Raw genomic sequence first — 24,578 nt, 5'->3', positions numbered from 1 at the left:
TATTAGGTTAAAGTAATGTATAAATTACCTGCCATTTCAAAAGTAGCTTTGTCGGTTCCAAGTACAGGAATCCCCTCTTCGTTACTGCGTTCAAGGGTGTCTTCTTCGGGCTCGAAACCCTTTACCAGTATCACTGCTGCCAGCTCCTTCAACGAGGCAATGGCCATTACATTCTGGTGCGTTTGCAGTGTTATCCACACCTCTCCTTCCTGCGCATTTCCCATTACATCGCTCAGCAGATCGGAAACGTACCCGCCGGAAATTTCATTCTCTAATCCGGATTCGCCGGAAAAAACTTTTAATCCAAATTTTTCAACCAGTTCAGAAACCTTCATTTCTACCTCCTCTTCTGTTACAGTCAGCGTCAAAACGATTTTTCCCCCAGGCTTTTTCCAGGTTCTTTGTCGCTTTTTCGATGTTTATTTTTTTCTCGTTTAAATATCTGTTTTGCAAGAAAATGCAATCGGTCATTTTTGCTTGTCCCTGCACCATATCTTCGGCCAGTGCGTGGCAGTTGGGCGCCCCACAACTTCCGCAATCAATTCCCGGCAGCTGACATAAAATTCGATCTACTTTCTGCATTTTCTCCAGCGCTTTCAGCCGGTCGGGATCGAGTGCAAAAACATAACTGGGTTCAATCGGATCCGCTTTCATTTTATTTTTTATCCCCAGACAACTTACTGCCGAAACATCGATGGACGAAGCATGCGGATAACGTTTTGAACGTTTTTGTAATCGCTCAACAGTTAAGAAACGGTTTCCGGTAAGCAAAATTCCGCCGGCACATCCCTGGTGACACGATTTCAGTTCCAGAAAATCGAGCACCGGAACCTCGTCGTTTTCCATGCGTTCCAGAATTTTAACCACATTGTGTATACCGTCAACCGCCATCGAGTTGCGTCTAAAGTGCCTTGCTTCGCCACGCGGAAGACTCCACAGAATACCATCAAGTGTAAGGTTTTTGCGTAAGGGAGCCGTATCCGTTTTTTCTTCTTTTTCAATTACCCGCATGATGTGATTGTACAAATCACTCATTTTTATCAGGCCATCCACTGCCGACACTTCTTCGCCCAAAGGACGTTTTACAGCAGCCATCTTTGCCGAACAGGGCGACACATAAAAAGTGCCTATTTCTTCGCGTTTAACGCCTTGTTTGGCCAACAGCTCAATGGCATGACAAGCTGCCAAATCGTGAGGTGCTTTTACCGGTACAATGTTATCAACCAGCGATGGATAGCGCGATTGTATCAGACGCACAATAGCAGGGCAGAACGATGAAATCATTGGTTTACGGGTAGATTTCTGAACTTCCTGCTTTATCTCATCAATCAGCAATCCGATGGGTTGTTCCACCTCAAAAATATGCGTAAAACCGAGTTTCAGCAATGCTTCGTAAATTTTGCCTTCTGTATAAATCTCGGGAAACTGCCCGATCATTACCGACGGGAAAAGTACCACCCGGTATTTGTATTTATTCAGTTGTTCCAAACTATCCTGCTCCACATAAAAAGCATCAACCGGACATGCGCGCAGGCAGTTTCCGCAATCCACACAACGATCAGCATTTATTTTTGCCACTCCCCCACGTATCCGGATTGCCTCGGTTGGACAGGATTTCATGCAGTGCGTGCAGCCCGTACATTTATCTTTGTCAACTGTTATGGCATGATATTTTTCTACAACCTTCATCATTAAAAATTATTTCTGAAAGTTAAAACTGTTCCCACTCCTAACTCGCTTTCAATCGTAAATTCATCGGTGTTTCGGTTAATATTCGGCAATCCCATTCCTGCCCCAAAACCCATATTTCGCACGGCTTTGGAAGCAGTTGAATAACCTTCCTGCATTGCTTTTTCAATATCTTCAATACCGGGGCCGTTATCCTGCACGATTACTGTAATTCCTGTTCCGTCGATTTCAGCCAGCATTTTTCCTCCAACAGAGTGAGCAACAACATTTACCTCGGCTTCGTAAATGGCCACGACAATTCGTTTGATCACTTTCGGATCAACCTGCAATTGTTTCAGCATTTTTTTAATTCGGCTCGAAGCTCTTCCTGCCTTGCTAAAATCGCCACTCGCTATGTCAAATTCCAATTTCATTAATAAACCGGGTCTAAACCGTTTTGAAACAGCAAGCCGCTCGCACGATAAATAGAAAAGGGTGTTTCCAGCAGAACAAGACCTGTTTCGTTGGCCAGCTCGATCATTTCGGGGGTGGCAGTTTTGTTGCGTGCCAGCAACACCACTTCAATGTCGGCCATTTCGGCTGTACGAACAATTTGCAAATTGGTCAGTCCTGTAATTAAAAGTATATGCTCCGTATCCAGCGTTAACACATCGCTCATCAGATCGGAGCTAAAAGCTCTCAGCAATTCGCGGTCTTTTTCGGCATCTCCGGCAACCACTTTTGCGTTGGTCAAATCAATAATCTCAGATAACTTCACTTGGTTCGTTTAAAACTTGGCACAAAGATAATTCTACCAATAATTTTTTCACTGCTACAAGTCAAGTTATGCCGAATTTATAATGAATAAAAACAAGCCCTATTCGTCTCTATTTCTGATGAATCGATTTCTAAAAATCTGTTTTTAAACAATTCGCCAAAATATAAAGTGCCTGTGGTTTTATATGCCTTGTAAAATGTGTATTTTTCTGTGGTAAAACCTGAAAAAACGAAACATGATTTACGATAAAGAATCATTTCTGACCGGCAATATTGAAGACCCGGCAATTCATCAGAAAATTATTGATGCACTGCCGATACCGATTTTTTACCGCGACACAGAAGGAGTTTACCAAATGTGTAATGCCGCACACGAAAAATTCACGGGAAAAACAAAGGAGCAAATTTTAGGCAAACCCTTACACGAAGTCCATGTAAAAGAAATGGCCGATAAATACCTGGCGCAGGATAAGGAGCTGATTGCCAACCCCGATGTGCAGGTATACAACACCCAGGTACGCCATGGCGACGGTACCTCGCACCACGTTATTTTGAATAAAGCGGTGATCCGCGATAATGAGAATAAAATAGTTGGAATTGTTGGTTCGATAAACGACATAACCGAACTGAAAAAAACCGAAAAACGCCTGGAGAAAGCTCAGGAAACCATGCAGGTTTCGTCGCAAATGATTCATAAAATATCGTCGGGAATTGTAATGGTGGACAGTAATTTTAAAATAGTAGACTCCAATGAATATTTTGCCAAACTAATGGGCGAAGACACCGAAGATTTGTACGAAACCATTCCAGGGCTCACGGGAGCCGACGTTAAAGGACTGGTGCCTGATTTGATTTACAAAATGATTTCGAGCGTTCTTACATCGGGCGATGAACTGGCTGAACGCGACTTAAAGTTCAACAATAAGCTAATGCACGTTTCGGTACGCACGCTGTACAAAAACAAAGTGGTTGGCGTGGTTTTCCGCGATATGTCGGCGCCAATGCTGGTACAGGACGAAATTATTAACCGTGCCCGCAAAATCAACAAACAAAATATTGAAACGGTACAGAAAATTGCTTTTCTGCTGGGCGAAAACGCGGCCGAAACAGAAGAATTGCTAAACTCCATAATTGAAACCTATCGCTATGGTAACGACGACAAATCCTGATTACCACGTTGAAATAGAATTCCAGCAAAAAAGGCCGAAAGGCGAAATTGCCTGTGGCGACGTGTTTCAGTCGAGTATTATTCGCGAAGAAGGACGCACCATTTTGGTATTGAGCGACGGCATCGGGCACGGAATTAAAGCAAGTGTTTTGGCAACGCTAACCTCCACCATGGCATTAAAATATTCGCAGCTGCACACCAAACCCGAAGTGGCCGCACGTATAATAATGGAGACCCTGCCAAAAAGCAGCGACGGAAAAGAAAGTTATGCCACATTCACTATAATCGAGCTGGACGGCGAAGGACATGTGCGAATTGTGAATTACGACAACCCCGGAATTCTGGTGCTCCGAAACGGAGTTGCCATGCAGGGAAAAGAATACAACCTTACGATCGAGGGCGAGGAAAACCAGGGCAAAGTATTGCATTGCAAGGAATTTACTGCACGTAAAGAAGACCGCATAATTTTTATGTCGGACGGTGTACCACAATCGGGCCTTGGAAACCAACGCTACCCGCTGGGCTGGGGTATGGAAAATATCGAGGATTTTGCGTTAAACCAGATCAAACGAATGCCTGATATTTCAGCTACAAAACTGGCACGAAAAATTGTTAACCAGGCGGTAATGAACGACCAGTTTTCGGTAAAAGACGATACCAGTTGCGGCGTAATGTATTTTCGCGAGCCGCGTAAATTTATGCTGATTACCGGTCCGCCTTTTTACAAAATAAAAGACTACGATTTTGTTGGCCGCATCCAGGGTTTTGAAGGAAAGAAAATCATTTGTGGAGGAACCACGGCCGAAATCATTGCCCGCGAACTCGACCTTACTGTTGAAATTCAACACGGCAATAAAAATCTGGACAAATTACCGCCAACAGCTAAAATGCAGGGTTTTGAAATGGTTACAGAAGGGATTCTGACTCTAGGAAAAGTGGAAGAAATATTAGAAAATTACGACAGCGATACCCGACTGACAGACAGCCCGCCCGAAGAAATTGTGAAACTTTTGCTGCAGCACGACTGCATAGATATTATTGTGGGAACCCGTATTAACTGGGCACATCAGGATCCGGAACAACCGCTGGAACTTGAACTTAGGAAATTCGTAGTAAAACGCATTGTTAAATTACTGATACATAAATTCTTTAAGAAGGTTAAAATCGAATACGTATAACAACAAAAGCAAGAATATCCGTAAGAGCTTGAACAAAGCAGTCCGAATTTCGTACTACTATTGAGGGTCTTCCCCATAATTTGAACAGTGAATCTTTCAAAATAAAAACAAGACCGGATATGAAAACAATATTTACCATCTTATTCTCAATTCTGTTTCTGACTTCGTTTGGGCAAATTAAACGTTTTTTAATTCAGGGACAGATAGTGGATCAAAACGACAACCCGATTAGTGATGTCTATATTGTAAATCTTGACAACCACGACAAAGATATCAGCCAGAAAAACGGTGTATTTTCGGTATGGGTATCGCCAGGCGATTCATTGGTACTTTCGCACATTTCGTATTTCAGAAAAATAGTTTCGGTGCACACGCTGCTTGTTAATCCAAAAGTGGAGATGGTTTCCGAAAATGTCGACATCCCGGAGATTGTTGTGTCGCCCCAACAGGTTTCGGAATTAGACAAGGCTGAACAAAACCTTGCTTTTATGCAGGAATATAACCCACCTATTAAATTTCGTATGGCAGAAGAGGAAAGTGATCCGGTTAGCGTGATCATGACCGAAAATAACCGCTTAATGCGTTCTGAGGCCTCATCGATAAGCCTTTTCCGTTTTTCTCCTTCCGAAAATGTCGGTAAACTTTTCACCCTCTGGAAAAAAGATCAATCGGATGAGTATTTTTCTACACCTAAAACCCGCGAGGAATTGGAGAAAAAGAAAAATAAGTAGGAGAATTCATCACAAATATCTTTTTCGCTACCCCATTTATCATTCTCATTTACAACTCCACACAAACTTTTAGGCATTCCGGCTGTTCTTTAGATGTAAAAAAGAAAAAAATATGAAAAAGCTAATTTTTATAAACGTATTACTTTTAGCTGTAATCACAGCTTTTGGACAAAGTTCGCTGCACGATTTTACGGTTAAAGATATTGAAGGAAAAGATTTCGACCTTTCCACATTGAAAGGAAAAAAAGTATTGGTTGTAAACACCGCATCGAAATGTGGACTGACTCCGCAGTTTGAACAACTACAAAGTGTTTTTGAGCAATATGGTGGCGATGATTTTGTTATTATCGGGTTTCCGGCCAATAATTTTGCCAACCAGGAACCCAAGAGCAACGCCGAAATTGTTGAATTTTGCGAGATGAACTATGGAGTTACTTTTCCCATGATGTCGAAAATTTCGGTGAAAGGCGATGATATGCATCCGGTTTATCAGTGGCTGACTCAGAAGAGTAAAAACGGAAAACAGGATTCGGAAGTTGGCTGGAACTTTCAAAAATACCTGATCGACGAAAACGGAAAATTAGTTGAGGTAATTGAACCCAAAGTAAAACCTGATGATGCTAAAATCATCAGCTGGATTACGAATTAATTGCAGTAATTTATATAACTAAACAAAAAAGGTCGACAAATGTCGACCTTTTTTTCGTGGGAACTACTGGATTCGAACCAGTGACCCCTCCCGATGCAGATCGGGATGCCCTGAACCAATGCCGAAAACCTTTAAACTTTGATTTCTTAAATTTTCGAGCATCCTCGATAAAAAATGAAATCATAGATTTCTGTTTTATCGGGACTGAGCTAAAACTCCTCTATCAATTTCAAAATTGCATCCCTGCTTTTCCACTTTTTAAGCTGCGCTTCGCGTTTCATTGCATCACTTTTTTCCTCAAAGGCTTCAAAATATTTTAACTTCCATGGTTTCCCGGTTGAGGTGAATCCTTTATTCGAGGTATTATGTCGCTGTAAACGTCCTTCCACATCTCCAGTAGAACCAATATAGAATTTATCTAATTTTTGAGAATATATTATGTAACAATAATACATGAGGTTAAAATACAAAAAAACGAACCAAATGTCGACTATTCTTGCTGGGAGTAATTGATTCCATCCAGTGACCCACCCGATAAAACATCGGGATGCTCTGAACCAACTGAGATTTTTGAAAACAAAAAAGGCCGACCAACGTCGACCTTTTTTTCGTGGGAACTACTGGATTCGAACCAGTGACCCTCCCGATAAAACATCGGGATGCTCTGAACCAAATGAGCTAAAACTCCGCTATTAATTTCAAAATTGCATTTCTACTTTTCCATTTTTTAAGTTGCATCTCGCGTTTCATTGCATCACTTTTTTCATCAAAGGTTTCATAATATTTTAACTCCCATGGTTTCCCGGTTGAAGTGAATCCTGTATTTGAAGTATTATGGCGTTGCAATCGGCCTTCGAGATCAGCTGTAGAACCGATATAGAATTTGTCCAATTTTTGAGAATATATTATGTAACAATAATACATGAGGTTAAAATACAAAAAAGCGATCCAAATGTCGACTATTCTTGCAGGGAGTAATTGATTCCATCCAGTGACCCTCCCGATGCAAATCGGGAGGGTCTGAACCAACTGAGATTTTTGAAAACAAAAAAGGCCGACTAACGTCGACCTTTTTTTCGTGGGAACTACTGGATTCGAACCAGTGACCCTCCCGATAAAACATCGGGATGCTCTGAACCAACTGAGTATTTTAAAACAAAAAAGGCCGACAAACGTCGACCTTTCTTTTTGTGGGGAGTACTGGATTCGAACCAGTGACCCCCTGGGTGTAAACCAGGTGCTCTGAACCAACTGAGCTAACCCCCCAAATATTTTAAACATTAACAGCGAAACACATTAAAAAAGAGGTCAACCGAAATTAACCTCTTTTGTGGGGAGTACTGGATTCGAACCAGTGACCCCCTGGGTGTAAACCAGGTGCTCTGAACCAACTGAGCTAACCCCCCAATATGCTTATTTCTGTTTCTGAACGCGCCCCCTTTTCAGTAAGGCGCTGCAAATATAAAACCTATTTTTAGTTCTGCAAAAGTTTTTTCAAGAATTTTCTCAAAGTACTTCCGCTACTACAAATGTACTGCCCCCAACAAATATCATATCCGTTTTATCCGCAACACGCTGTGCTTTCTTATATGCCTCGTTTACTGATGGATAAACTTCGCCAACCAACCCAAAGTCTTTTGCTCTGTTTGCCAGCTCTTCCGCATCCATGGCCCGGGCAATATCAGCTTTTACAAAATAATATTTTGCATGTTTGGGCAAAAGTGCCAAAACTTTCCCCGGATCTTTATCGCCAACAGTGCCAAAAATAAAATGCAACTTCTTGTAAGCTGTATTTTTCAACTGCTCAACAATCGACTTTATTCCGTCTTCATTATGCCCGGTATCGCAAACTGTTAACGGATTATTGCCAATTACCTGCCAGCGCCCCAGCAAGCCGGTAGTTGCAACCACACTTGCAAGTGCTGCGCGTAAATTATCTTCTGTTATTTTATACCCCTTCTCATTTAAAAGGTCAACAGCTTTTAATACGGGCGGAATATTTTTATGCTGGTATTGACCCAATAAATCCAATACCAATTCAGGATAAACATCTTTCCCATTCTTTGCCACATTCAGTTGTTGTTTGCCATCCATTCTCAACAGCGAATAGGCAACGTTGTATTCCTGGTCGGAGAAATAAATTGAAGTATCAAGCTCTTGCGCTTTGGCATTAAAAACCGGAGCAGTTTCAGGTTGTGTAGTTCCAATCACCACCGGAACACCCGATTTTATTATCCCGGCTTTTTCGCCGGCAATCTTCTCCAAAGTATCTCCGAGCAGATTGGTATGATCCAACCCAATATTGGTAATAATACTTACATCGGGCGTAATAATATTGGTAGAATCGAGCCGTCCGCCAAGCCCCACTTCCATTACAGCCACATCAATTTCCTGATCGGCAAAATAATCGAATGCCATAGCTACCGTCAGTTCGAAGAACGAAGGCTGAATTTTCCACAATTCGTTGTTAGCTTTAAAATTACTTACCCAATCAACCACTGCCGATTCCGGCATCATCTGTCCATTAATTTTTATGCGTTCCCGAAAATCTTTAAGGTGTGGCGAAGTATATAAACCTGTTTTGTACCCGGCCGCCTGAAGCACCGATGCCAGCATATGCGAAACCGATCCTTTCCCATTTGTTCCGGCAACGTGGATTGTTCGGTACTTTCGGTGCGGATGACCATAATTTTCATCCAGTTTCAAAGTATTTTCCAGGGTATTTTTATAGGCAGCAGGCCCAGTTCTCTGAAACATAGGCAACTGACTAAACATGTAGTCTAAAGTAGCTTTGTAATCCAATGAATTCAATATTTATTAACTGGTGCAAGTTTATTAATTTTTGGCGCATCAGCCCCGATTTCTGACGAAATTATATACATTTAGAACAAATCATTTATATATGCTGAGTAAAACCAAAAAGAGTAAAATTTTCGTTCTTGATACGAACGTAATTTTACACGATCACACATGTATTTACCAGTTCCAGGATAACGACATTATCCTTCCGATTACAGTACTCGAGGAGCTGGATAAGTTTAAACGAGGAAACGACCTTATCAACTTTCAGGCACGCGAATTTACCCGGGTGCTCGATGAAATTGTTGGAGATGACATTTTTAACGGCGGGAAATCGCTTGGTGTAGGAAAAGGCCGGTTACGAATTGAAACGGGAAAACCATTCTCGGATGAGTTAAAAGCTTCGTTTCGTGAGGATATTCCCGATCATAGAATCCTGGCTATTGCTGATTTTACCGCAAAGACGTATCCGCGTCGGAAAACGGTTCTGATCAGTAAAGACATTAACCTTCGGATGAAGGCCAAGTCGCTGGGAATTCAGGCTGAAGATTACAAAACCGACCAGGTTACCGATGAGAATGTGCTGGACAAAACCATCACTACCTTCGATAATTTTGATGATGTGGTTATCGACCAGCTTTATCAACAGGGTTCATTTGCAAAAGCCGATGTAAAAGGTTTTAATCCCGATGCCAACGAATGTTACATTTTCAGAGGCAACCAGTCGAGCGCATTGGCGCGTTACGACGCCAAATCTGAGCGCATTTACCGCGTAGAGAAAAAATCAGCTTATGGCATAAAACCACGAAATGCCGAACAGACTTTTAGTTTGAACATGCTGATGGATCCGGAAGTAAGGCTGATAGCACTTACCGGAAAAGCAGGAACGGGAAAAACCTTGCTTGCTTTGGCTGCCGCAATTGAACAACACCGCCAGTATGAACAGATACTTTTGGCCCGTCCGATTGTGGCATTAAGTAACCGCGACATTGGTTATCTGCCCGGCGATGCCAACGAAAAGATCAATCCGTACATGCAGCCGTTATTCGATAACCTGGCTGTAATTAAACATACTTTTAACCCTCGAAGCAACGAGTATCAGCTCATTGAAGAAATGGTGAAGGAAGAAAGGCTGAACATCACTCCGCTGGCATACATTCGTGGTAGAAGTTTATCGAACGCCTTTTTTATTATCGACGAGGCACAAAACCTTACTCCGCACGAGATCAAAACCATTATTACACGTGCCGGCGAAGGAACAAAAATGGTTTTCACCGGCGACTTGTGGCAGATCGACTCGCCTTACCTCGATATGAAATCGAACGGTTTGGCCTACATGGTAGACCGCATGCGCAACCAGGAATTGTTTGCACACATTAATTTGGTGAAAGGCGAACGTAGTTATTTGGCCGAACTGGCAAGTAACTTGTTATAAGAATAATTGATTCATAAAGAAGTATTTGCAATAAGCAGCTTTTTTCTACCTTTGCAGCCTATTTAGAATAATTCAAGATAGCAAGATGGACTACAAGGGGAAGAAAGCTGCTTTTTATACATTAGGCTGTAAACTTAATTTTTCAGAAACGTCGACCATAGCCGGCTCTTTTAAAGAGGTTGGGTTTGATCGGGTTGAGTTTGATGAAAAAGCTGATGTGTACGTGATTAATACGTGTTCGGTTACCAACCAGGGCGATAAAGCCAGTCGTAATATTGTGCGCAAGGCCGTAAAACAAAACCCTGATGCCATGGTAATTGTGGTGGGTTGCTACTCGCAGTTAAAACCTGATGAAGTAGGACACATTGAAGGCGTTGACATGGTGCTGGGTACGCAGGAAAAGTTTCATATTCCGCACTACCTTGGCGATCTGCAAAAACGCGAAACCACCGAAATTAAAACAACACGTTTAGCCAACATAAAAAGTTACCACAAAGCATTTTCGTGGGGCGATCGCACACGTAGTTTCCTGAAAGTGCAGGACGGTTGCGATTATTACTGTTCGTTTTGTACCATTCCGTATGCACGCGGACGAAGCAGAAATGACAATGTTGTAAATACGGTTAAAGAAGCACAAAAATCCGTTCAGAAAGGCTACAAAGAAATTATACTTACCGGAGTAAACATTGGCGACTTCGGCAAATCTACCGGAGAGAATTTTCTTGATTTGTTAAAAGCGCTTGAGCAGGTAGAGGGCCTCGAACGACTGCGTTTAGGATCAATCGAACCCAACCTGTTAAAAGACGAAATTATAGAACTGGTATCCAGGTCGAAAGTCATTATGCCGCATTTTCATTTGCCTTTGCAATCGGGCTCTGATGAAATTTTGTCGCTGATGAAACGAAAATATTCTACCGACCTGTACCGAAAACGTGTGGATCGTATTCGCGAAATCGTTCCGCATGCTTTTATTGGAGTTGATGTAATTGCCGGCACCAATGGCGAAACCGAAAAGTATTTCCAGGAATCGTTCGACTTCCTCAATAGTTTGGAGATTTCGCAACTGCACGCTTTCACCTACTCGGAAAGAAGTGGAACGCAGGCATTGAAAATTCCGTGGAAAGTAGATGTGGAAGAACGTAAAAACCGTACGCAGAAATACATCAACCTGTCGGAGAAAAAGCTACGTGCTTTCTACGAAAAACACATAGGCTCATCACAAACAGCACTATTCGAGGCGCAGAAAAGCCAGGATAACATGCATGGTTTCACCGAAAACTATATTAAAGTGGAGGTGCCTTTTCAGGAAGAACTGGTAAATAAGCTGGGCAGCGTAAAATTAAAGTCAATTCTGCCAAACGGTAACGTTGCGGTAGAATTCAACGCCTGATTTTTCAATACTTTTGTGCAAAACAGCTAAAGATGGATTACAAAGAACTTTGTTTTCAGGTACAAAATATTGCCCACAGCACAGGTAATTTTATTCGTGGAGAACAAAAAAAGATTACCGAGAAAAATATTGAGATTAAAAGTGTTGCCAGCTTGGTAACCTACGTTGATAAAACGGCAGAAAAACAAATTGTTGATGCTTTAAAAGAGCTGCTTCCCGAAGCCGGTTTTGTTGCCGAAGAAGGAACTGCCGAATCAAATAACGAAAAATACACCTGGTTTGTCGATCCGCTGGATGGTACAACCAACTACCTGCACGGATTGGCACCGCATTCGGTTAGTATTGCTTTGGCCGAAGGCAACGAATTAGTATTGGGCGTTGTATATGAAATTGGCGCCGACGAGATGTTTTATTCGTGGAAAGGTGGCCCGGCGTACTGCAACGAAGAGATCATTGAAACAGCAAAACGTTCAAAATCGGAAGACACACTGATTGCCACAGGATTTCCATATTACGATTTCGACAAAGTGGATGAGTACATTGGAGCAATGAAAGAACTAATGCAATCAACCCGCGGAATTCGTCGTTTTGGATCAGCAGCTATCGACTTGTGTTACGTTGCAGACGGTCGTTTCGATGCTTTTTACGAACATGCCCTGCATGCCTGGGATGTGGCAGCGGGCGTATTTATTTTACAACAAGCCGGTGGAAAAACTACCGATTTTAGTGGTGGCGACAACTGGTTGTTTGGTGGCGAAATTGTTTCGGCCAGCAACGCTTATTTCCCAGAATTCTTTGGAATTGTAAACAAGTATCTCGGCGAGAAATAATCTTCTTTCCCGGTAGTTTTCTCGTAGTAAACTCTGTGGTAAAATTTGTAAATTGCAGAAAACAAAATACCATGGCAGAAAAACAAATTGCAATTCTTCGGGAGCAGCTGGCTAAATTAGACGAAAAGAAATTCGATCTCGATGCCTGGAAAACGCACACCCTTATTTTTTTGGAACGTATTTTCGGGAAAGACAATTCGAAGCTGAAACTCATTCAGGACCTGCATTACGATTATTCGAGCTGGAGCCTGCGCGACACAGCTGCTGCCGGAAAAACAAAAGACAAAGACCCGGTAAAAATGCGTGCCAGCGAAATTCTGGAAGCTACTATTCTTGAATTGGAAACACTGGGACTGCCGGAAGGAGAAGAAGAACCGCAAAAACTTTGGGAATTGCTGCAGGACGAATTAACCGGAAAACAGGTGAAAGAAATTGATGCTTTGATAAAATCAGACGAAAAAGAGAGAGCGAAAAAAATCGGCGAAATTCTTGAAAATCTTGACAAAGAAAACCTTTCTTTGCTGATCGCAAAACTACTTTTGAGCTGATTTATGAGCAAAAACAAAAAGATTGCCATAGTTATTTTAAACTGGAACGGGGTAAAACTTTTCCCCGATTATCTCCCATCTGTAATCGAACATTCAAAAGGCGAAAATATTGAGGTAATTGTTGCCGACAACGGATCGACTGATCATTCGCTGGAATTTCTTGCTGCCAATTACCCGGAAGTAACCTTACTCGACCTCAAAGAAAATTACGGTTTTGCTAAAGGCTACAATGTCGCTCTAAATCAAATTGAGGCCGACTATTTTGTGTTGCTGAATTCGGATGTTAAAGTGGAAGAAAACTGGATTCAACCTTGCATCGATCAATTTGAACAGGATGAAAAAGTTGTTGCCGTTCAGCCCAAAATTTTGAGTTTTAACGAACCCGAACTTTTTGAATATGCCGGTGCAGCCGGAGGTTTTATTGATAAGTTTGGTTATCCGTTTTGTCGTGGCCGTATTCTTGATCACGTAGAAAAAGATGAAAATCTATACGATAAGCCGGGCGAAATATTTTGGGCAAGCGGAGCATGTATGTTTGTGAGAGCAGAAGCTTTAAAAAACTCGGGCGGCCTTGATGCCGATTTCTGGGCACACATGGAAGAAATTGATTTGTGCTGGCGCTGGAAAAACCAGGGCTTTAAAATTGTATACGAACCACGCAGCGTAGTTTATCATTTGGGTGGCGGGAGCCTCGAATACGGAAACCCGAAAAAGGTGTATCTCAACTTTCGCAACAACCTTTACATGCTATTTAAAAACCTGCCGAAAAAGAAGTTCCTGCCCATCTTCTTAACGCGAATGATTTTAGATGGCGTTGCTGCTGCCAAGTTTCTGCTGGGGGCAGAGTTTAAAGCTTTCGGTGCCGTGGCAAAAGCACATCGCGATTTTTACAAAAACCTTTCGGCACTTCGCAAAAAAAGAAAGGAATTGCTAAAGTTGGCAAGCGTTAACAATCACAAACAGATTTACCCAAAAAGTATTATGTGGAAGTTCTTTGTACAGAAAAAACATAACTTTGCCGAACTAAATTTTAAGCCGGAATAAACATGCAAAAATTAAAATTTCAGGAACCCGTTTATACTTATCACATTGATTTTGTTGGCCACGTAAACAACATTATTTACGTGCAATGGCTGGAAAACGCCCGGGTAAAACTCATCGAAGCAATGGGTTTGTCGATTACTCAAATTGCTGTCGAAGACGATATTTTGCCCATCATCACAGAAACAAACATTCAGTACAAAAAGCCATTTTTCCTGAGTAACGAAGTGCATGTTGAAGTGTGGGTTTCAGAGATCTTTAATGTATCGGCAAACTTTAAATTCCGTTTCCGCAACGAAAAAGGTGAAATCTGCTCTACCGCGCAACAAAAAGTTTTGTTCATCGACCGCGCCACACAACGTCCTTCACGTAAGTTTGTAAAATACAGAGAGAATTTTAACAAATATTACCTGCCCGATTTGTAGCTATTTCTTTTCAAACAACTCAATCAAATAATTTCCGGCTTGTAATTTACAAGTGCCATCATTGGCTAAAAGTAAATTTATCTTCTTCCCTGTTACTGCGTCACTGCTTTTTTGTATTTCATAACCTTCAGGAATATAAAAGTCGGCAGAAGAATTGGCAGGAACAGTCACCGAATAAACTACCGATTTACCCTCGTGTTTCCAGGCAGACTTTATTTCGCCATAAAGCGACTGATGCGAAATATCAACACCTTCAAGCGTTGATATAAAAGCAGGTTTCAGAATCACATTTTTAAATCCCGGATTGTTCGGATCAGGATATATTCCCCCTAATCCCTTGTACAGCCACGCACCAATTTCTCCAAACATAATGTGGTTCATCGAAATATCGTTCTGTGCATGTATATCCCAGTTTTCCAACAGTGTTGTTGCACCATTCACAATCCACCATCCCCACGACGGATAGCTTTCCTGTGCAGCAATTTTGTAGGCTATTTCGGCATATCCATTTTCACTCAACGCATTTAATATTGATTTTTGCCCCAACAAACCTACATCTAAATGAAATTGATCGGCCTCAACTCTTCTGGCAAGGTTTTCGGCTACCCGTTCCTTTTCCTGCTCAGGCACTAATCCCCAATAAAGCGGTGCGCTTAATTCGGTTTGAGTTCCGCTGGCGTATATACCTGTTTCCGGGTGATAAAATTTGTTATTGAAAGCTTGTTTTATTTCTGCTGCCAAAGCTGAATATTTATTGGCATCTGCCGGTTTATTGAACAGTTTAGCGGCTTCCGACAGGATAACAGCATCGGCATAATAGTAACAGGTAGAAGTTAACTCAACCGGCGATTTGGATTTAACAGGAACCCAGTCGCCCAAACCCCAGGTGGTTGTTCCCAAAGGACTAATTTGCGTAATGTGGTCGACATAACGTTTGATGTTTTCATAACACGATTCCAACAACGATGCGTCGCCGTAAAAAAGGTAAATATTCCAGGGAATAAGCGCAATGGTGCTGGTCCAGTCAGGGCCGTTTCCCCACTCGTATCCCCAACCATCAGTAGGAATTATCGACGGCAAAACGCCATTTGGCTGCTGCTCGTCCCGGTGGTCGGCCAGCCACTTTTCGTAAACCGTTATCCCGTCAAAACTGTATAAGCCTGTTTCAATGGCAATATGTGCATCGCCGGTCCAGCCATTTTTCTCCCGCTGAGGACAATCAGTTGGGTAACCAAACAAATTCGACAAATAGGAATTATTAGTGGCCTCCCAAATCTTATTTAATGTCGGATTAGTGGTCACTAATTCGCCACTTTCGGGAACATCGCTATGCATAAAATAAGCCACCAGGCTTTCTTTACTGATATTTATTGGTTTATTTGAAGTTACCTCAACATACTGAAATCCTTTGTAGTTAAAACGCGGCATAAAAGTTTTCTCACCTTTCCCGTTTAGTATGTATATATCCGTTTGAAAAGGATCGGAATCATCAACAGGCCGGTAATGAACATCAATATTTGATAAGTCGACGTGTCCGTTCTCATACAAACGTTCGCCGTGTTTTAGTCGCACAATGGTTCCTTCTTCACCGGCTAGTGTGATGGCACTAACCCCGGCAATATTTCGGTCCAAATCGAATACAAATGTTGTATCATCTAACTGAGAAATACTTTGGGGTACAATCTTTTCCACATGCCGGATGGGATGCATCATTTGCGACACTATATTTTGAGATGGCGCAGCACGGTAAATTACATCATTCCATTCTGAATCGTCAAAACCGGGTGAACACCAGCCGGGTTGCTCCAAACGGGCATCATAATGTTCGGCGGTGTAAATACTGTTAAAAACTACCGGGCTAAGTGATGTTTTCCAGTCTTTTCCGGAAGTAATAATCTCTTTTGTACCGTCTTCGTATGTAATGTGCAGATCCAAACAAAAGGCAGGACGATTTCTCCACGGGGCCTTATGGAAGTACCAAACAGCAGTTGACTGATGGTTATACCAGCCGTTTCCGAGCAAAATACCCAAGGCATTTTCGCCATTTTTTAGTTCATTGGTTACATCGTGTGTTACATATAAATTACGGCGATCGAAACGTGTATAACCAGGATCCAGCACATGGTTACCAACTTTCTCCTCATTAATAGAAAGCTCATACAAACCGGCAGCTGCAATATAAATTCTGGCGTGGCTTACTTTTTTCTCCAGTTTGAACTCTTTCCGAAAATAAGGGGCAGCCTTTTCGTGAATATCCTTATCATCGCTGATCCATGATCCGGTCCAGTTCTCCACGCCCATCATTCCTGTTTCAAATGAAGCCACCGGAGAAGAGACTTTTTCATTTCGATTGTTCCATACCGATACCGACCAAAAATAACGAGTAAAAGGCCGCAGCTTCTCTCCTGCATAACGCGTAAGAATTTTGTCTGACGTCGTTTTCCCGGAATTCCACACATCCCCTTCACCATTGACTATGTTTAACGAATCGGTAGAAACCAGCAGCTCAAATGCTACCTGCTTTGCTCCTAATTCCGTATCATTTAACCTCCACGACAAGCGGGGCTGTGCCGAATCTACTCCGAGCGGATTATGCAAATACTCGCATCGAAGATTGGAAACTGATTCCCCATGTGTTTGAGCAATCAAATAATTACTAATTGATAACAGAATGAAAAATGCTACTACCCGAATCTTCATTTTCAGTTGGTTTAAGTCATAAAAAAAATCATGCAACCACAAATATTGCTAATTTATTATTGAGTTGAATACTGCATTCCAAATTAATTATGCCGATACACTTAAATAAATCACATCGATGAAGTGTTAAGGCATTTATTAATAAAATACGAATTTCACCTTTTCTCTAAGCCTAATTTTGTTGGTTTAAAAATCCATTATAACTTTGACCCGACATTTACGCAATGGGGTGTCCCGATTAAACTTCGGGACTGAGATTATACTCAATGAACCTGATCCGGTTAGCACCGGCGTAGGGAGAGCGAAAAGGATAAAGTCCTACCTCATTGGTTAGTTTTTAACCAATTTTTCAAAAAAAATGAAAAGACTTAGTTTAGTGCTGCTGTTGCAAATTATGGCAGTAATTGCTTTCGGGCAAATTAATTTAACAGGTGTTGTTAAAGGAGATGGAGAAACTTTGGCCGGTGCCAGCGTGGTAATCGAAAAATCGTTTTATGGCGTATCGACCAAGGCCAACGGAAGTTTTGAATTAAAAAACCTGAAACCCGGCGATTACACCCTGCTGGTTTCGTTTATCGGTTTTGAACCTCAAAAGATCGACCTGCAACTTTCAGCCAGTAAAAACATTGCCGTTGACCTGAAACCCAATGTTATTATGACCGATGAAGTGTTGATTTCTGCAACTCGTGCAGGCAATAAAACACCGGTAGCCTACAGCAACGTAAGCAGCGACGAAATTGCCAAACGTAACATGGGGCAAGACATTCCCTTCCTGCTGAACCTTACACCTTCGTTTGTTACAACTTCTGACGCCGGTGCCGGAGTGGGTTACACCAATTTCCGTGTGCGTGGTACCGATTTGAACCGGATTAATGTGAGTGTGAACGGTATTCCGTTGAACGATGCAGAATCGCACGGAACATGGTTTGTGGACCAGCCGGATATGGCTTCATCGCTGGAGAATGTACAGATTCAGCGTGGTGTGGGAACATCGACAAACGGTGCTGCAGCTTTTGGTGCCAGTATAAACCTGCAAACCAATTCGCTGAACAAAGAAGCATACGGTTCGTATAAAACCGCTGCCGGAACATTCAATACGTTCAAAAACACCGTTTCGGCAGGAACAGGACTGATCAACGATCATTTTACTTTCGATGTTCGTTTGTCAAAGGTTACGTCCGATGGATTTATCGACCGCGCCAGTTCCGATCTGAAATCGTACTTTATTTCAGGCGGTTATTACTCGGAAAACACCATACTAAAAGTGAATGTATTTTCCGGCTACGAAGAAACCTACCAGGCCTGGTACGGTGTACCTTCTGTTCGCTTGAACAACGATATGGCAGGAATGCAGCAGTATGCCGACCACTGGCTAATGACTCAGGAAGAAGTTGACCACATGATGGCTTCGGATAACCGTACCTACAATTATTATACCTACGAAAACCAGGTTGACCACTATGTGCAGGATCATTACCAGTTGCATTTCTCGCATAAATTTAATCCGCACCTGAATTTAAATGCTTCGCTGCACTACACTTATGGTAATGGTTATTACGAGAACTACAAAGCCGACGAAGACCTGGCCGATTACCTGTTGCCTAACATTGAAATTGGTGACGAAGTGATTGAAACCACCGACTTGATCAACCGCAAGTGGCTCGACAACGATTTTTACGGATTTACCTACTCGCTGAACTACAATAATAACAACAGCGATTTTACGCTGGGCGGTGGCTACAATGTGTACGATGGCCGTCACTATGGAAATGTAATTTGGGCGCAGTACCTGGGCGAAGCCGATTTTAACCACGAATGGTACCGCGGCACTGGTTTGAAAAAAGACTTTAACGTTTACGCGAAATACAACTGGCAGGTAGCTGAAAAGCTGAATTTATTTGCCGACCTGCAATACCGCCGGATTGATTACACCATTGAAGGAATCGACGACGATCTTCGTAATCTTGACCAGGATCACGACTTCAATTTCTTTAACCCAAAGCTTGGTATATTCTATCAGGTGGCCGACAACCAGGATTTATACCTGTCGTTTGCAGTGGCCAACCGCGAACCGAACCGCACTGCTTTTGTCGATTACCCGGAAGGTAACGAGCCACCGGTGCACGAAACATTGCACGACTGGGAGCTGGGATACAACTATGCTTCATCGAAATTCTCGTTGGGAGCCAACTTCTATTTTATGAACTACAAAGACCAGTTGGTGGTAACCGGACAGATCAACGATGTGGGTTCGGCAATTATGGTTAATGTTGATAAGAGTTACCGCACCGGAATTGAATTACAGGCGGGCGTACAAATTGCCACCGATTTTCAATGGAACGGTAACACCACTTTAAGCATTAACAAGATTAAAGATTTTACTGAATACGTTGACAACTGGGACACCTGGGGACAAGATGCATTTGATTTGGGAACTACCGATTTGGCATTCTCTCCGAATGTAATTGCCAACAGCCAGTTTGTTTACACTCCCGGAGAGCATTTTAGCATCTCCTTTGTTTCGCAGTATGTTGGTGATCAGTACATCGACAACACATCGAGCGACGACCGTATGCTGGATGCATATTTTGTAAACCACCTGAAAGCGGATTACACCTTTAAAACGAATCTGTTTGATGAGATTTCGCTGCATTTTATGGCTAACAACCTGTTTGATGTGGAATATGAAACCAATGCATGGGTTTACCCATACCTGCTTGGTAACGAGCGTTATAAAATGGATGGTTATTATCCGCAAGCCGGTGTACACTTCATGTTCGGAATAGACTTTACGTTTTAAGACACACCAGAATAAAGATTGAAGATTAACGATTGCAGAATGCTGATTTAACGGTCGGTTCTGCAATCGTTATTTTTTTATCTGTCAATTTGAGGTTTACCCCCCGTTGCAAAACCACAAAAGCAGCAAAACAATCACAAAACATATCGTGCAGAAATTTAACGCCCCCGTATTGCAGACAAAATTACTACGGAAGCCCTACGCCAGTATTAAATTGATGACAGAAGTGCTATCGTAGCTCTACGCTAGCAACAAATTGGACTCAAAAGTGCTATCGTAGCTCTTCGCAAGTGGTTTTTTAAACACAAAAGTGCTATCGTACAGGTACGAAACGACCAAATTGATTATAGCGAAACAATTGTAGCCCTGCAAAAGCACCAAATTGGGTAATTTACTCCTTTCGTATTGCTACGAAAAGACTAAAATGGAGAATTTGCACCTTTCGTAGCCCTACGAAAGCTACAAATAGTACTCGGGGGACCTTCCTATATCAAGCAGTTAGCTACTTTAAGCAATAAGTGGGCATAACATTAATTGAGACAGGTTTCTATCCCACAGTCCTCAGAGGCAAAATGAAATTGTTTTATTAAGAAAGAATCACCTTGCCTTCAATTTCAACCAGCAAATCATCGCGGCAAATATCAGCAAGAATATAAACTACCGGCAAATCGCCGTAAAACTTTTTCACCACGCTACGAATTTTAGTGAAATCTTTTCGGTTTTTAACGTATACACGGGTGTGTCCGAATTTTGGATTAGCAACCTCGTCGGGCAAGGCAGCCAGCACCTCATCGGCATACAAACGCTGCATGTTCTGAATGGTAACTTCGGTTTGTTTTGCCGCATCGCCAACACCCACGGTATTTTCGCCGATTATAGATGCGGTTCCTGAAATAAAGATCAGCTTTTTATTGCGGTACCTGAAATAACGCGCCCGCTCAAACTTTGGTGTGGTTTTCAGGTTACACGCCTCGCCAACCAAAACCTGTTCGGTGTATTGATGTGCCGAAATCTGGTCGGGATTATCAACCGGTTGGGTAAGCACTTCTTTTGATTTTACCGCAACATATTCGATAAGCACACCTCCGTGGCTCATTCCTATTCCTGTTGCTGCCGGGTATCCGCTTTGCTCAAAAGCTTTCCCATAGGCATCCGATCGCACGTTATTAAACTCCTGATAGCGCTGCTCTTCGCCATCAAAACCCAAAATATCTTCCAGGTAATTCCACTGGCGCACAATCGAATTCAACGGAAACTGTGCTTCCTCAAAAGTCTCAACAAGTTCATCAAATGCTTTCTCGGCATTTAACTTACAATCGCTGTTTTGATTGGCATGAACGGTTCCCATCAAAATCTCGGTGGTACCATTCAGAAACAAGGCCGTGCCGTTTTCGCCTTCCGAAAGCATCTGGCAATCCCAGTTTTCAGGATCGTAATAATATGCCTCAACGATTACCTTACAACTTAATGGCGCTTGCGAAATAAAACTTATCAGAATTTCGCTTCCTATCAGTTCCTTAACCTGAATACGAAGATCCTTTAGCAGTTTATCGTACTCTGAATTTGAATTGGTATCGACAAAGAAATTTAGCTTGAAGATCCGTTTCCCTGAATTGATTTTTTCCAGCTGCTCCAGGCAATTTTGAAGTTGCAAACTTAAGCCTTTACAGCCGTTTTCAGGTTTTATATATGTTCTGTCTCCGTTTAGAAAATACATCCTACTCCTCTCACTCAAAAAGAAATGAAGCACAAATATGCGCGTTTTTTAGTTGAAAAAGACGATTTCAGTCAAATTTCTTGTTACAAGTACAATGAGCTATTATTACACTTCACATTAACAACAAACATTCTAACCTGACTAATAATCGCCGGTTGCAGTTGCTCCGTTTAGCACTGCCTCTGTTGAACCTATCCCCAATCGATCGGCACCCTGCTCCAAAAAAGCAACTGCCGTTTCCCAATCGCGGATGCCACCCGAAGGTTTTACCTGCATTTTATCGCCAACGGTTTTTACCATCACCTCAATGTATTCAGGTTTGGCGCCACCCGGTCCGAATCCGGTTGATGTTTTTACGAAATCGGCACCTGCTTCATACGATAATTCGCAGGCTTTGGCAATTTGCCCGAGTGTTAAATGGCCACTTTCCTGGATAACTTTTACCAGCACATTGTGTTGATGAGCCACTTCAACTACGGCTTTAATATCGTCGCGAACATAATCGTATTCGCCCGATAAAAAGCGGCCGATATTCATAACCATATCAATTTCATCGGTACCGTCTTCAATCGCCTGTTTGGCCTGAAAAGCCTTTACCGGTGTTGCATCAGCCCCGTGCGGAAAACTAAGTACGCACGATACTTTTACCCCACTGTCTTTCAATAACTCTTTGGCGGCTTTTATATCGCAAGGTTTCACGCACATACTAAAAACCTTATTCTTAATGCACATTTCTGCATTGGCTTTCAAATCGGCCAGTGTTTGTTCCGGCTTCAAAACCGCGTGGTCGATAGTCTGAGCTACTTGTTCTTTTGTATACATATTTTACGCTCCCTGGATTGTTTTTAGGATTTCCTGCGCCCGCAACAAATCTTTTTCATTAACCAAAAGTTCAACGACTGAAGGCGTTCCGCCAACAAAACCGGCGGCATTTCCCTGGTTAAAACCATCTTTTAACATTGTTGCAATTCCGGCAGCTTCCAATTCCTGCTTTAAGTGCTGAATGGTTACTTCGTCGCCTGAGTAAAGCTCTACAATTTTACCGTGATCGTTCATAGTATTTAGTTTTCTATTTCTTCTATCGTTAGTCTTCCATTTCTTTTAAAATCTGCTCCACCTGCTCGTTTGTTTTGGTCAGTTTGTCTTTGCAGGTTTTTAGCAACACCGACACGCGTTTTACTTTTTCGGCCAGTTCATCCACATCCAGCTCTTCGTTTTCTATTTTTTCAAGAATTTCTTCTATCTCGGCCATCGCCTCGCTGTATGAAATCTTTTTAGTTGCCATTATCTTATTTTTTTGTGATTTTGCTCGTTACTTTTCCATCGGCAAAACGTGTTTCCAGTTCTTCTCCAACTGCCACATCTTTGCTCGATTTTATTATTTTACCTTCTTTCAAAGTTAGTGTAAATCCTCTTTTCAATACATTCTCAGGATTCAATAAACGTACTGAATTTTCGTTTATCAGAATACGATCACGCTCTTTTGCAAGCACATTTCGTACACGTCCGGATAACATATCCTGCTGATGATTCAATTTTGCATCCGCCTTAAACACTGCCTCTCCAACAAGCCTCCTCAGGATTCGTTGCGTTTTGCCGATATTATTTTTCGTCTCCACAAACCACACCGAAAGTCCGGAATCCAGATGATGTCTCAGTTCTGTCAGCTCGTTGTGCTTTTTAAACGAAAACAGACTCACATTTTGCTGCAGTTCGTTGCCTCGTTTGCTTAACTCTCGCTGCCTGTCGTTAATAAAATCGGCTACTGAATATTTTAAACCTTCGGCTACTCGTTCCAGCTTTTCCTGCTGCGTATCCAAAGTTTCGCGGGTTAGCTGCACAATGCCATTTTCCAGTTCGAGTAAACGTTCGTAGTAGCGCTCAACCCCACTTACAAAAAATTCGGCCACCGCTGTTGGCGTTTTCATGCGGGTATGCGCCACAAGGTCGATAATGGTATCATCCTTTTCGTGGCCAATTCCGGTAATTACCGGCAGCGAAAACTGGGTAATATTCATGGCCAGGTCGTAATCATCAAAACTACTCAGATCAGCAGTTGCCCCTCCACCACGGATGATAGCCACCGCATCGAAAAAATCGTCGTGCGCAAAAATCCGATCCAGCGCACGAATAATTGACGGCACCGTTTCCGCGCCCTGCATATAGGCCTCGAACAATTTGGTGTAGAATTTAAAACCGTATTCGTTGTTTTCCAGCTGGTTCATAAAATCCTGATAACCCGCAGCCGTTGCCGACGAAATAACAGCGATTTTTTGTGGCACCAGCGGCAGTGCCAGTTCCTTGTTCATATCAAAAACACCTTCGGCCTTCAATCGATTTATAATTTCCTTTCGTTGCATGGCCATGTCGCCAACCGTGTAAGTGGGGTCGATGTCTTTAATATTCAAACTCAAACCATACGCCGGATGATATTCAACCGTTGCCTGAACCAACACTTTTATACCCTCGGTAAAAAGCTGCCCGGTAGTGGTTTCGAAATACGGCTTCAACATGCGGTAAGTGTACGACCAAATTGTAGCCCGCGAACGCGCCGTTATCGTGTTTCCTTCCTTTTCAATCAACTCCAGGTAACAATGGCCGCTTCGGTTATGCTTTAACTCGCTCACCTCGGCAACTACCCACACCGTTCCCGGAAATGCATCAAGCAATGCATCTTTAATTAATCCGTTTAATTGAGAAAGGGTGAGTTGCTGGTTCATTG

At 42.3% G+C, this 24,578-nt stretch carries 24 protein-coding genes, 4 tRNA genes and 1 riboswitch; of the genes, 11 read left to right on the top strand and 17 right to left on the bottom strand.

What is annotated here, in order from left to right:
• Window positions 1-2: 2 nt before the first annotated feature.
• The 4 genes from LH29_RS05985 to LH29_RS05970 are packed head-to-tail and all read right to left on the bottom strand — an operon-like array spanning window position 3 to window position 2,446.
• Window positions 3-335 carry a DRTGG domain-containing protein gene (locus LH29_RS05985; RefSeq protein ID WP_045026755.1) on the bottom strand — a complete coding sequence of 111 codons (333 nt, stop codon included), beginning with the start codon at window positions 333-335 and terminating at the stop codon, window positions 3-5.
• On the bottom strand, window positions 322-1,692 hold the full coding sequence (locus tag LH29_RS05980) for a [Fe-Fe] hydrogenase large subunit C-terminal domain-containing protein (protein WP_082063434.1): 1,371 nt from the start codon (window positions 1,690-1,692) through the stop codon (window positions 322-324). Before LH29_RS05980 ends, LH29_RS05985 begins: the two co-directional genes overlap by 14 nt.
• Window positions 1,692-2,102: an ATP-binding protein gene (locus tag LH29_RS05975; RefSeq protein ID WP_045026751.1), complete on the bottom strand. Its 411-nt coding sequence runs from the start codon at window positions 2,100-2,102 to the stop codon at window positions 1,692-1,694. The genes LH29_RS05980 and LH29_RS05975 overlap by 1 nt, the downstream gene beginning before the upstream one ends.
• Complete coding sequence (locus LH29_RS05970) at window positions 2,102-2,446, bottom strand: hypothetical protein (protein WP_045026749.1); 345 nt, start codon at window positions 2,444-2,446, stop codon at window positions 2,102-2,104. Before LH29_RS05970 ends, LH29_RS05975 begins: the two co-directional genes overlap by 1 nt.
• A gap of 235 nt (window positions 2,447-2,681) precedes the next feature.
• On the opposite strand from LH29_RS05970, the gene LH29_RS05965 reads away from it, so the two are divergent.
• The 4 genes from LH29_RS05965 to LH29_RS05950 all read left to right on the top strand — a co-directional run bounded on the left by LH29_RS05965 (window position 2,682) and on the right by LH29_RS05950 (window position 6,171).
• Window positions 2,682-3,614 carry a PAS domain-containing protein gene (locus tag LH29_RS05965; protein ID WP_045026746.1) on the top strand — a complete coding sequence of 311 codons (933 nt, stop codon included), beginning with the start codon at window positions 2,682-2,684 and terminating at the stop codon, window positions 3,612-3,614.
• Window positions 3,592-4,791 carry a SpoIIE family protein phosphatase gene (locus tag LH29_RS05960; protein ID WP_045026743.1) on the top strand — a complete coding sequence of 400 codons (1,200 nt, stop codon included), beginning with the start codon at window positions 3,592-3,594 and terminating at the stop codon, window positions 4,789-4,791. The genes LH29_RS05965 and LH29_RS05960 overlap by 23 nt, the downstream gene beginning before the upstream one ends.
• A gap of 119 nt (window positions 4,792-4,910) precedes the next feature.
• Window positions 4,911-5,522, top strand: coding sequence for a hypothetical protein (locus LH29_RS05955; protein WP_045026740.1), 612 nt, complete (start codon window positions 4,911-4,913; stop codon window positions 5,520-5,522).
• 112 nt (window positions 5,523-5,634) lie between these two features.
• The gene (locus LH29_RS05950) at window positions 5,635-6,171 is read left to right on the top strand and encodes a glutathione peroxidase (RefSeq protein ID WP_045026738.1); all 537 of its coding nucleotides are present in this window, start codon (window positions 5,635-5,637) and stop codon (window positions 6,169-6,171) included.
• Between the two features lie 209 nt (window positions 6,172-6,380).
• Here the strand turns inward: LH29_RS05950 and LH29_RS05945 are convergent, their stop codons facing one another.
• The 7 genes from LH29_RS05945 to LH29_RS05920 all read right to left on the bottom strand — a co-directional run bounded on the left by LH29_RS05945 (window position 6,381) and on the right by LH29_RS05920 (window position 8,928).
• Window positions 6,381-6,626, bottom strand: coding sequence for a GIY-YIG nuclease family protein (locus tag LH29_RS05945; protein ID WP_045026735.1), 246 nt, complete (start codon window positions 6,624-6,626; stop codon window positions 6,381-6,383).
• Between the two features lie 156 nt (window positions 6,627-6,782).
• Window positions 6,783-6,859, bottom strand: a tRNA-OTHER gene (locus LH29_RS05940).
• Window positions 6,850-7,095, bottom strand: coding sequence for a GIY-YIG nuclease family protein (locus tag LH29_RS23670; protein WP_052670737.1), 246 nt, complete (start codon window positions 7,093-7,095; stop codon window positions 6,850-6,852). Before LH29_RS23670 ends, LH29_RS05940 begins: the two co-directional genes overlap by 10 nt.
• 155 nt (window positions 7,096-7,250) lie before the next feature.
• A tRNA-OTHER gene (locus LH29_RS05935) sits at window positions 7,251-7,319 on the bottom strand.
• Between the two features lie 43 nt (window positions 7,320-7,362).
• Window positions 7,363-7,437: transfer RNA gene (locus tag LH29_RS05930), tRNA-Val, on the bottom strand.
• Between the two features lie 65 nt (window positions 7,438-7,502).
• Window positions 7,503-7,577, bottom strand: a tRNA-Val gene (locus LH29_RS05925).
• A 100-nt stretch (window positions 7,578-7,677) separates the two neighbouring features.
• A complete protein-coding gene (locus tag LH29_RS05920) occupies window positions 7,678-8,928 on the bottom strand; it encodes a bifunctional folylpolyglutamate synthase/dihydrofolate synthase (protein ID WP_232302819.1) in 1,251 nt (416 codons plus the stop codon).
• 145 nt (window positions 8,929-9,073) lie between these two features.
• On the opposite strand from LH29_RS05920, the gene LH29_RS05915 reads away from it, so the two are divergent.
• From LH29_RS05915 to LH29_RS05890, 6 genes are all read left to right on the top strand, one after another.
• Entirely contained in the window at window positions 9,074-10,405 is a 1,332-nt protein-coding gene (locus LH29_RS05915) for a PhoH family protein (RefSeq protein WP_045026729.1), read from the top strand.
• Window positions 10,406-10,490: 85 nt separating this feature from the next.
• Window positions 10,491-11,795, top strand: coding sequence for a tRNA (N(6)-L-threonylcarbamoyladenosine(37)-C(2))-methylthiotransferase MtaB (gene mtaB / locus LH29_RS05910; RefSeq protein WP_198152350.1), 1,305 nt, complete (start codon window positions 10,491-10,493; stop codon window positions 11,793-11,795).
• Between the two features lie 32 nt (window positions 11,796-11,827).
• Window positions 11,828-12,625, top strand: coding sequence for an inositol monophosphatase family protein (locus LH29_RS05905; RefSeq protein ID WP_045026724.1), 798 nt, complete (start codon window positions 11,828-11,830; stop codon window positions 12,623-12,625).
• A 71-nt stretch (window positions 12,626-12,696) separates the two neighbouring features.
• Window positions 12,697-13,173 carry a hypothetical protein gene (locus tag LH29_RS23665; protein WP_052670630.1) on the top strand — a complete coding sequence of 159 codons (477 nt, stop codon included), beginning with the start codon at window positions 12,697-12,699 and terminating at the stop codon, window positions 13,171-13,173.
• A 3-nt stretch (window positions 13,174-13,176) separates the two neighbouring features.
• Window positions 13,177-14,217: a glycosyltransferase family 2 protein gene (locus tag LH29_RS05895; protein ID WP_045026720.1), complete on the top strand. Its 1,041-nt coding sequence runs from the start codon at window positions 13,177-13,179 to the stop codon at window positions 14,215-14,217.
• Window positions 14,218-14,219: 2 nt separating this feature from the next.
• Complete coding sequence (locus LH29_RS05890) at window positions 14,220-14,639, top strand: acyl-CoA thioesterase (protein ID WP_045026717.1); 420 nt, start codon at window positions 14,220-14,222, stop codon at window positions 14,637-14,639.
• On the opposite strand, the gene LH29_RS05885 is transcribed toward LH29_RS05890, so the two are convergent.
• Window positions 14,640-17,339: an alpha-L-rhamnosidase gene (locus LH29_RS05885; protein WP_052670629.1), complete on the bottom strand. Its 2,700-nt coding sequence runs from the start codon at window positions 17,337-17,339 to the stop codon at window positions 14,640-14,642.
• 215 nt (window positions 17,340-17,554) lie between these two features.
• A riboswitch (TPP riboswitch) is annotated at window positions 17,555-17,655 on the top strand.
• 42 nt (window positions 17,656-17,697) lie between these two features.
• On the opposite strand from LH29_RS05885, the gene LH29_RS05880 reads away from it, so the two are divergent.
• Window positions 17,698-20,139: a TonB-dependent receptor gene (locus LH29_RS05880; RefSeq protein ID WP_045026714.1), complete on the top strand. Its 2,442-nt coding sequence runs from the start codon at window positions 17,698-17,700 to the stop codon at window positions 20,137-20,139.
• A 586-nt stretch (window positions 20,140-20,725) separates the two neighbouring features.
• Here LH29_RS05880 and LH29_RS05875 read toward each other — a convergent pair.
• The 5 genes from LH29_RS05875 to xseA form a co-directional block, all read right to left on the bottom strand.
• Window positions 20,726-21,856: a chorismate transformation enzyme, FkbO/Hyg5 family gene (locus LH29_RS05875; RefSeq protein ID WP_045026711.1), complete on the bottom strand. Its 1,131-nt coding sequence runs from the start codon at window positions 21,854-21,856 to the stop codon at window positions 20,726-20,728.
• Window positions 21,857-21,997: 141 nt separating this feature from the next.
• Entirely contained in the window at window positions 21,998-22,678 is a 681-nt protein-coding gene (gene deoC, locus LH29_RS05870) for a deoxyribose-phosphate aldolase (RefSeq protein WP_045026708.1), read from the bottom strand.
• A gap of 3 nt (window positions 22,679-22,681) precedes the next feature.
• Entirely contained in the window at window positions 22,682-22,912 is a 231-nt protein-coding gene (locus tag LH29_RS05865) for a putative signal transducing protein (RefSeq protein ID WP_045026705.1), read from the bottom strand.
• A 28-nt stretch (window positions 22,913-22,940) separates the two neighbouring features.
• On the bottom strand, window positions 22,941-23,141 hold the full coding sequence (xseB, locus tag LH29_RS05860; RefSeq protein ID WP_045026703.1) for an exodeoxyribonuclease VII small subunit: 201 nt from the start codon (window positions 23,139-23,141) through the stop codon (window positions 22,941-22,943).
• Window positions 23,142-23,145: 4 nt separating this feature from the next.
• Window positions 23,146-24,576, bottom strand: a complete 1,431-nt coding sequence (xseA, locus tag LH29_RS05855) for an exodeoxyribonuclease VII large subunit (protein ID WP_045026701.1) — start codon at window positions 24,574-24,576, stop codon at window positions 23,146-23,148.
• Window positions 24,577-24,578: the final 2 nt, after the last annotated feature.

The sequence above is a fragment of the Draconibacterium sediminis genome (assembly GCF_000949475.1).
In the GTDB taxonomy this organism is placed as follows: Bacteria; Bacteroidota; Bacteroidia; order Bacteroidales; family Prolixibacteraceae; genus Draconibacterium; species Draconibacterium sediminis.
The sequence above is the reverse complement of the archived record's forward strand: the minus strand, read 5'-3'. Positions and strand labels throughout refer to the sequence as shown.

Bases quoted from the DNA above. Each gene is read 5' to 3' on its own strand.
- LH29_RS05985 (WP_045026755.1), bottom strand. From the start codon at position 335: ATGAAGGTTTCTGAACTGGTTGAAAAATTTGGATTAAAAGTTTTTTCC.
- LH29_RS05980 (WP_082063434.1), bottom strand. From the start codon at position 1,692: ATGATGAAGGTTGTAGAAAAATATCATGCCATAACAGTTGACAAAGAT.
- LH29_RS05975 (WP_045026751.1), bottom strand. From the start codon at position 2,102: ATGAAATTGGAATTTGACATAGCGAGTGGCGATTTTAGCAAGGCAGGA.
- LH29_RS05965 (WP_045026746.1), top strand. From the start codon at position 2,682: ATGATTTACGATAAAGAATCATTTCTGACCGGCAATATTGAAGACCCG.
- LH29_RS05960 (WP_045026743.1), top strand. From the start codon at position 3,592: ATGGTAACGACGACAAATCCTGATTACCACGTTGAAATAGAATTCCAG.
- LH29_RS05955 (WP_045026740.1), top strand. From the start codon at position 4,911: ATGAAAACAATATTTACCATCTTATTCTCAATTCTGTTTCTGACTTCG.
- LH29_RS05950 (WP_045026738.1), top strand. From the start codon at position 5,635: ATGAAAAAGCTAATTTTTATAAACGTATTACTTTTAGCTGTAATCACA.
- LH29_RS05945 (WP_045026735.1), bottom strand. From the start codon at position 6,626: ATGTATTATTGTTACATAATATATTCTCAAAAATTAGATAAATTCTAT.
- LH29_RS23670 (WP_052670737.1), bottom strand. From the start codon at position 7,095: ATGTATTATTGTTACATAATATATTCTCAAAAATTGGACAAATTCTAT.
- LH29_RS05920 (WP_232302819.1), bottom strand. From the start codon at position 8,928: ATGTTTCAGAGAACTGGGCCTGCTGCCTATAAAAATACCCTGGAAAAT.
- LH29_RS05915 (WP_045026729.1), top strand. From the start codon at position 9,074: ATGCTGAGTAAAACCAAAAAGAGTAAAATTTTCGTTCTTGATACGAAC.
- mtaB (WP_198152350.1), top strand. From the start codon at position 10,491: ATGGACTACAAGGGGAAGAAAGCTGCTTTTTATACATTAGGCTGTAAA.
- LH29_RS05905 (WP_045026724.1), top strand. From the start codon at position 11,828: ATGGATTACAAAGAACTTTGTTTTCAGGTACAAAATATTGCCCACAGC.
- LH29_RS23665 (WP_052670630.1), top strand. From the start codon at position 12,697: ATGGCAGAAAAACAAATTGCAATTCTTCGGGAGCAGCTGGCTAAATTA.
- LH29_RS05895 (WP_045026720.1), top strand. From the start codon at position 13,177: ATGAGCAAAAACAAAAAGATTGCCATAGTTATTTTAAACTGGAACGGG.
- LH29_RS05890 (WP_045026717.1), top strand. From the start codon at position 14,220: ATGCAAAAATTAAAATTTCAGGAACCCGTTTATACTTATCACATTGAT.
- LH29_RS05885 (WP_052670629.1), bottom strand. From the start codon at position 17,339: ATGAAGATTCGGGTAGTAGCATTTTTCATTCTGTTATCAATTAGTAAT.
- LH29_RS05880 (WP_045026714.1), top strand. From the start codon at position 17,698: ATGAAAAGACTTAGTTTAGTGCTGCTGTTGCAAATTATGGCAGTAATT.
- LH29_RS05875 (WP_045026711.1), bottom strand. From the start codon at position 21,856: ATGTATTTTCTAAACGGAGACAGAACATATATAAAACCTGAAAACGGC.
- deoC (WP_045026708.1), bottom strand. From the start codon at position 22,678: ATGTATACAAAAGAACAAGTAGCTCAGACTATCGACCACGCGGTTTTG.
- LH29_RS05865 (WP_045026705.1), bottom strand. From the start codon at position 22,912: ATGAACGATCACGGTAAAATTGTAGAGCTTTACTCAGGCGACGAAGTA.
- xseB (WP_045026703.1), bottom strand. From the start codon at position 23,141: ATGGCAACTAAAAAGATTTCATACAGCGAGGCGATGGCCGAGATAGAA.
- xseA (WP_045026701.1), bottom strand. From the start codon at position 24,576: ATGAACCAGCAACTCACCCTTTCTCAATTAAACGGATTAATTAAAGAT.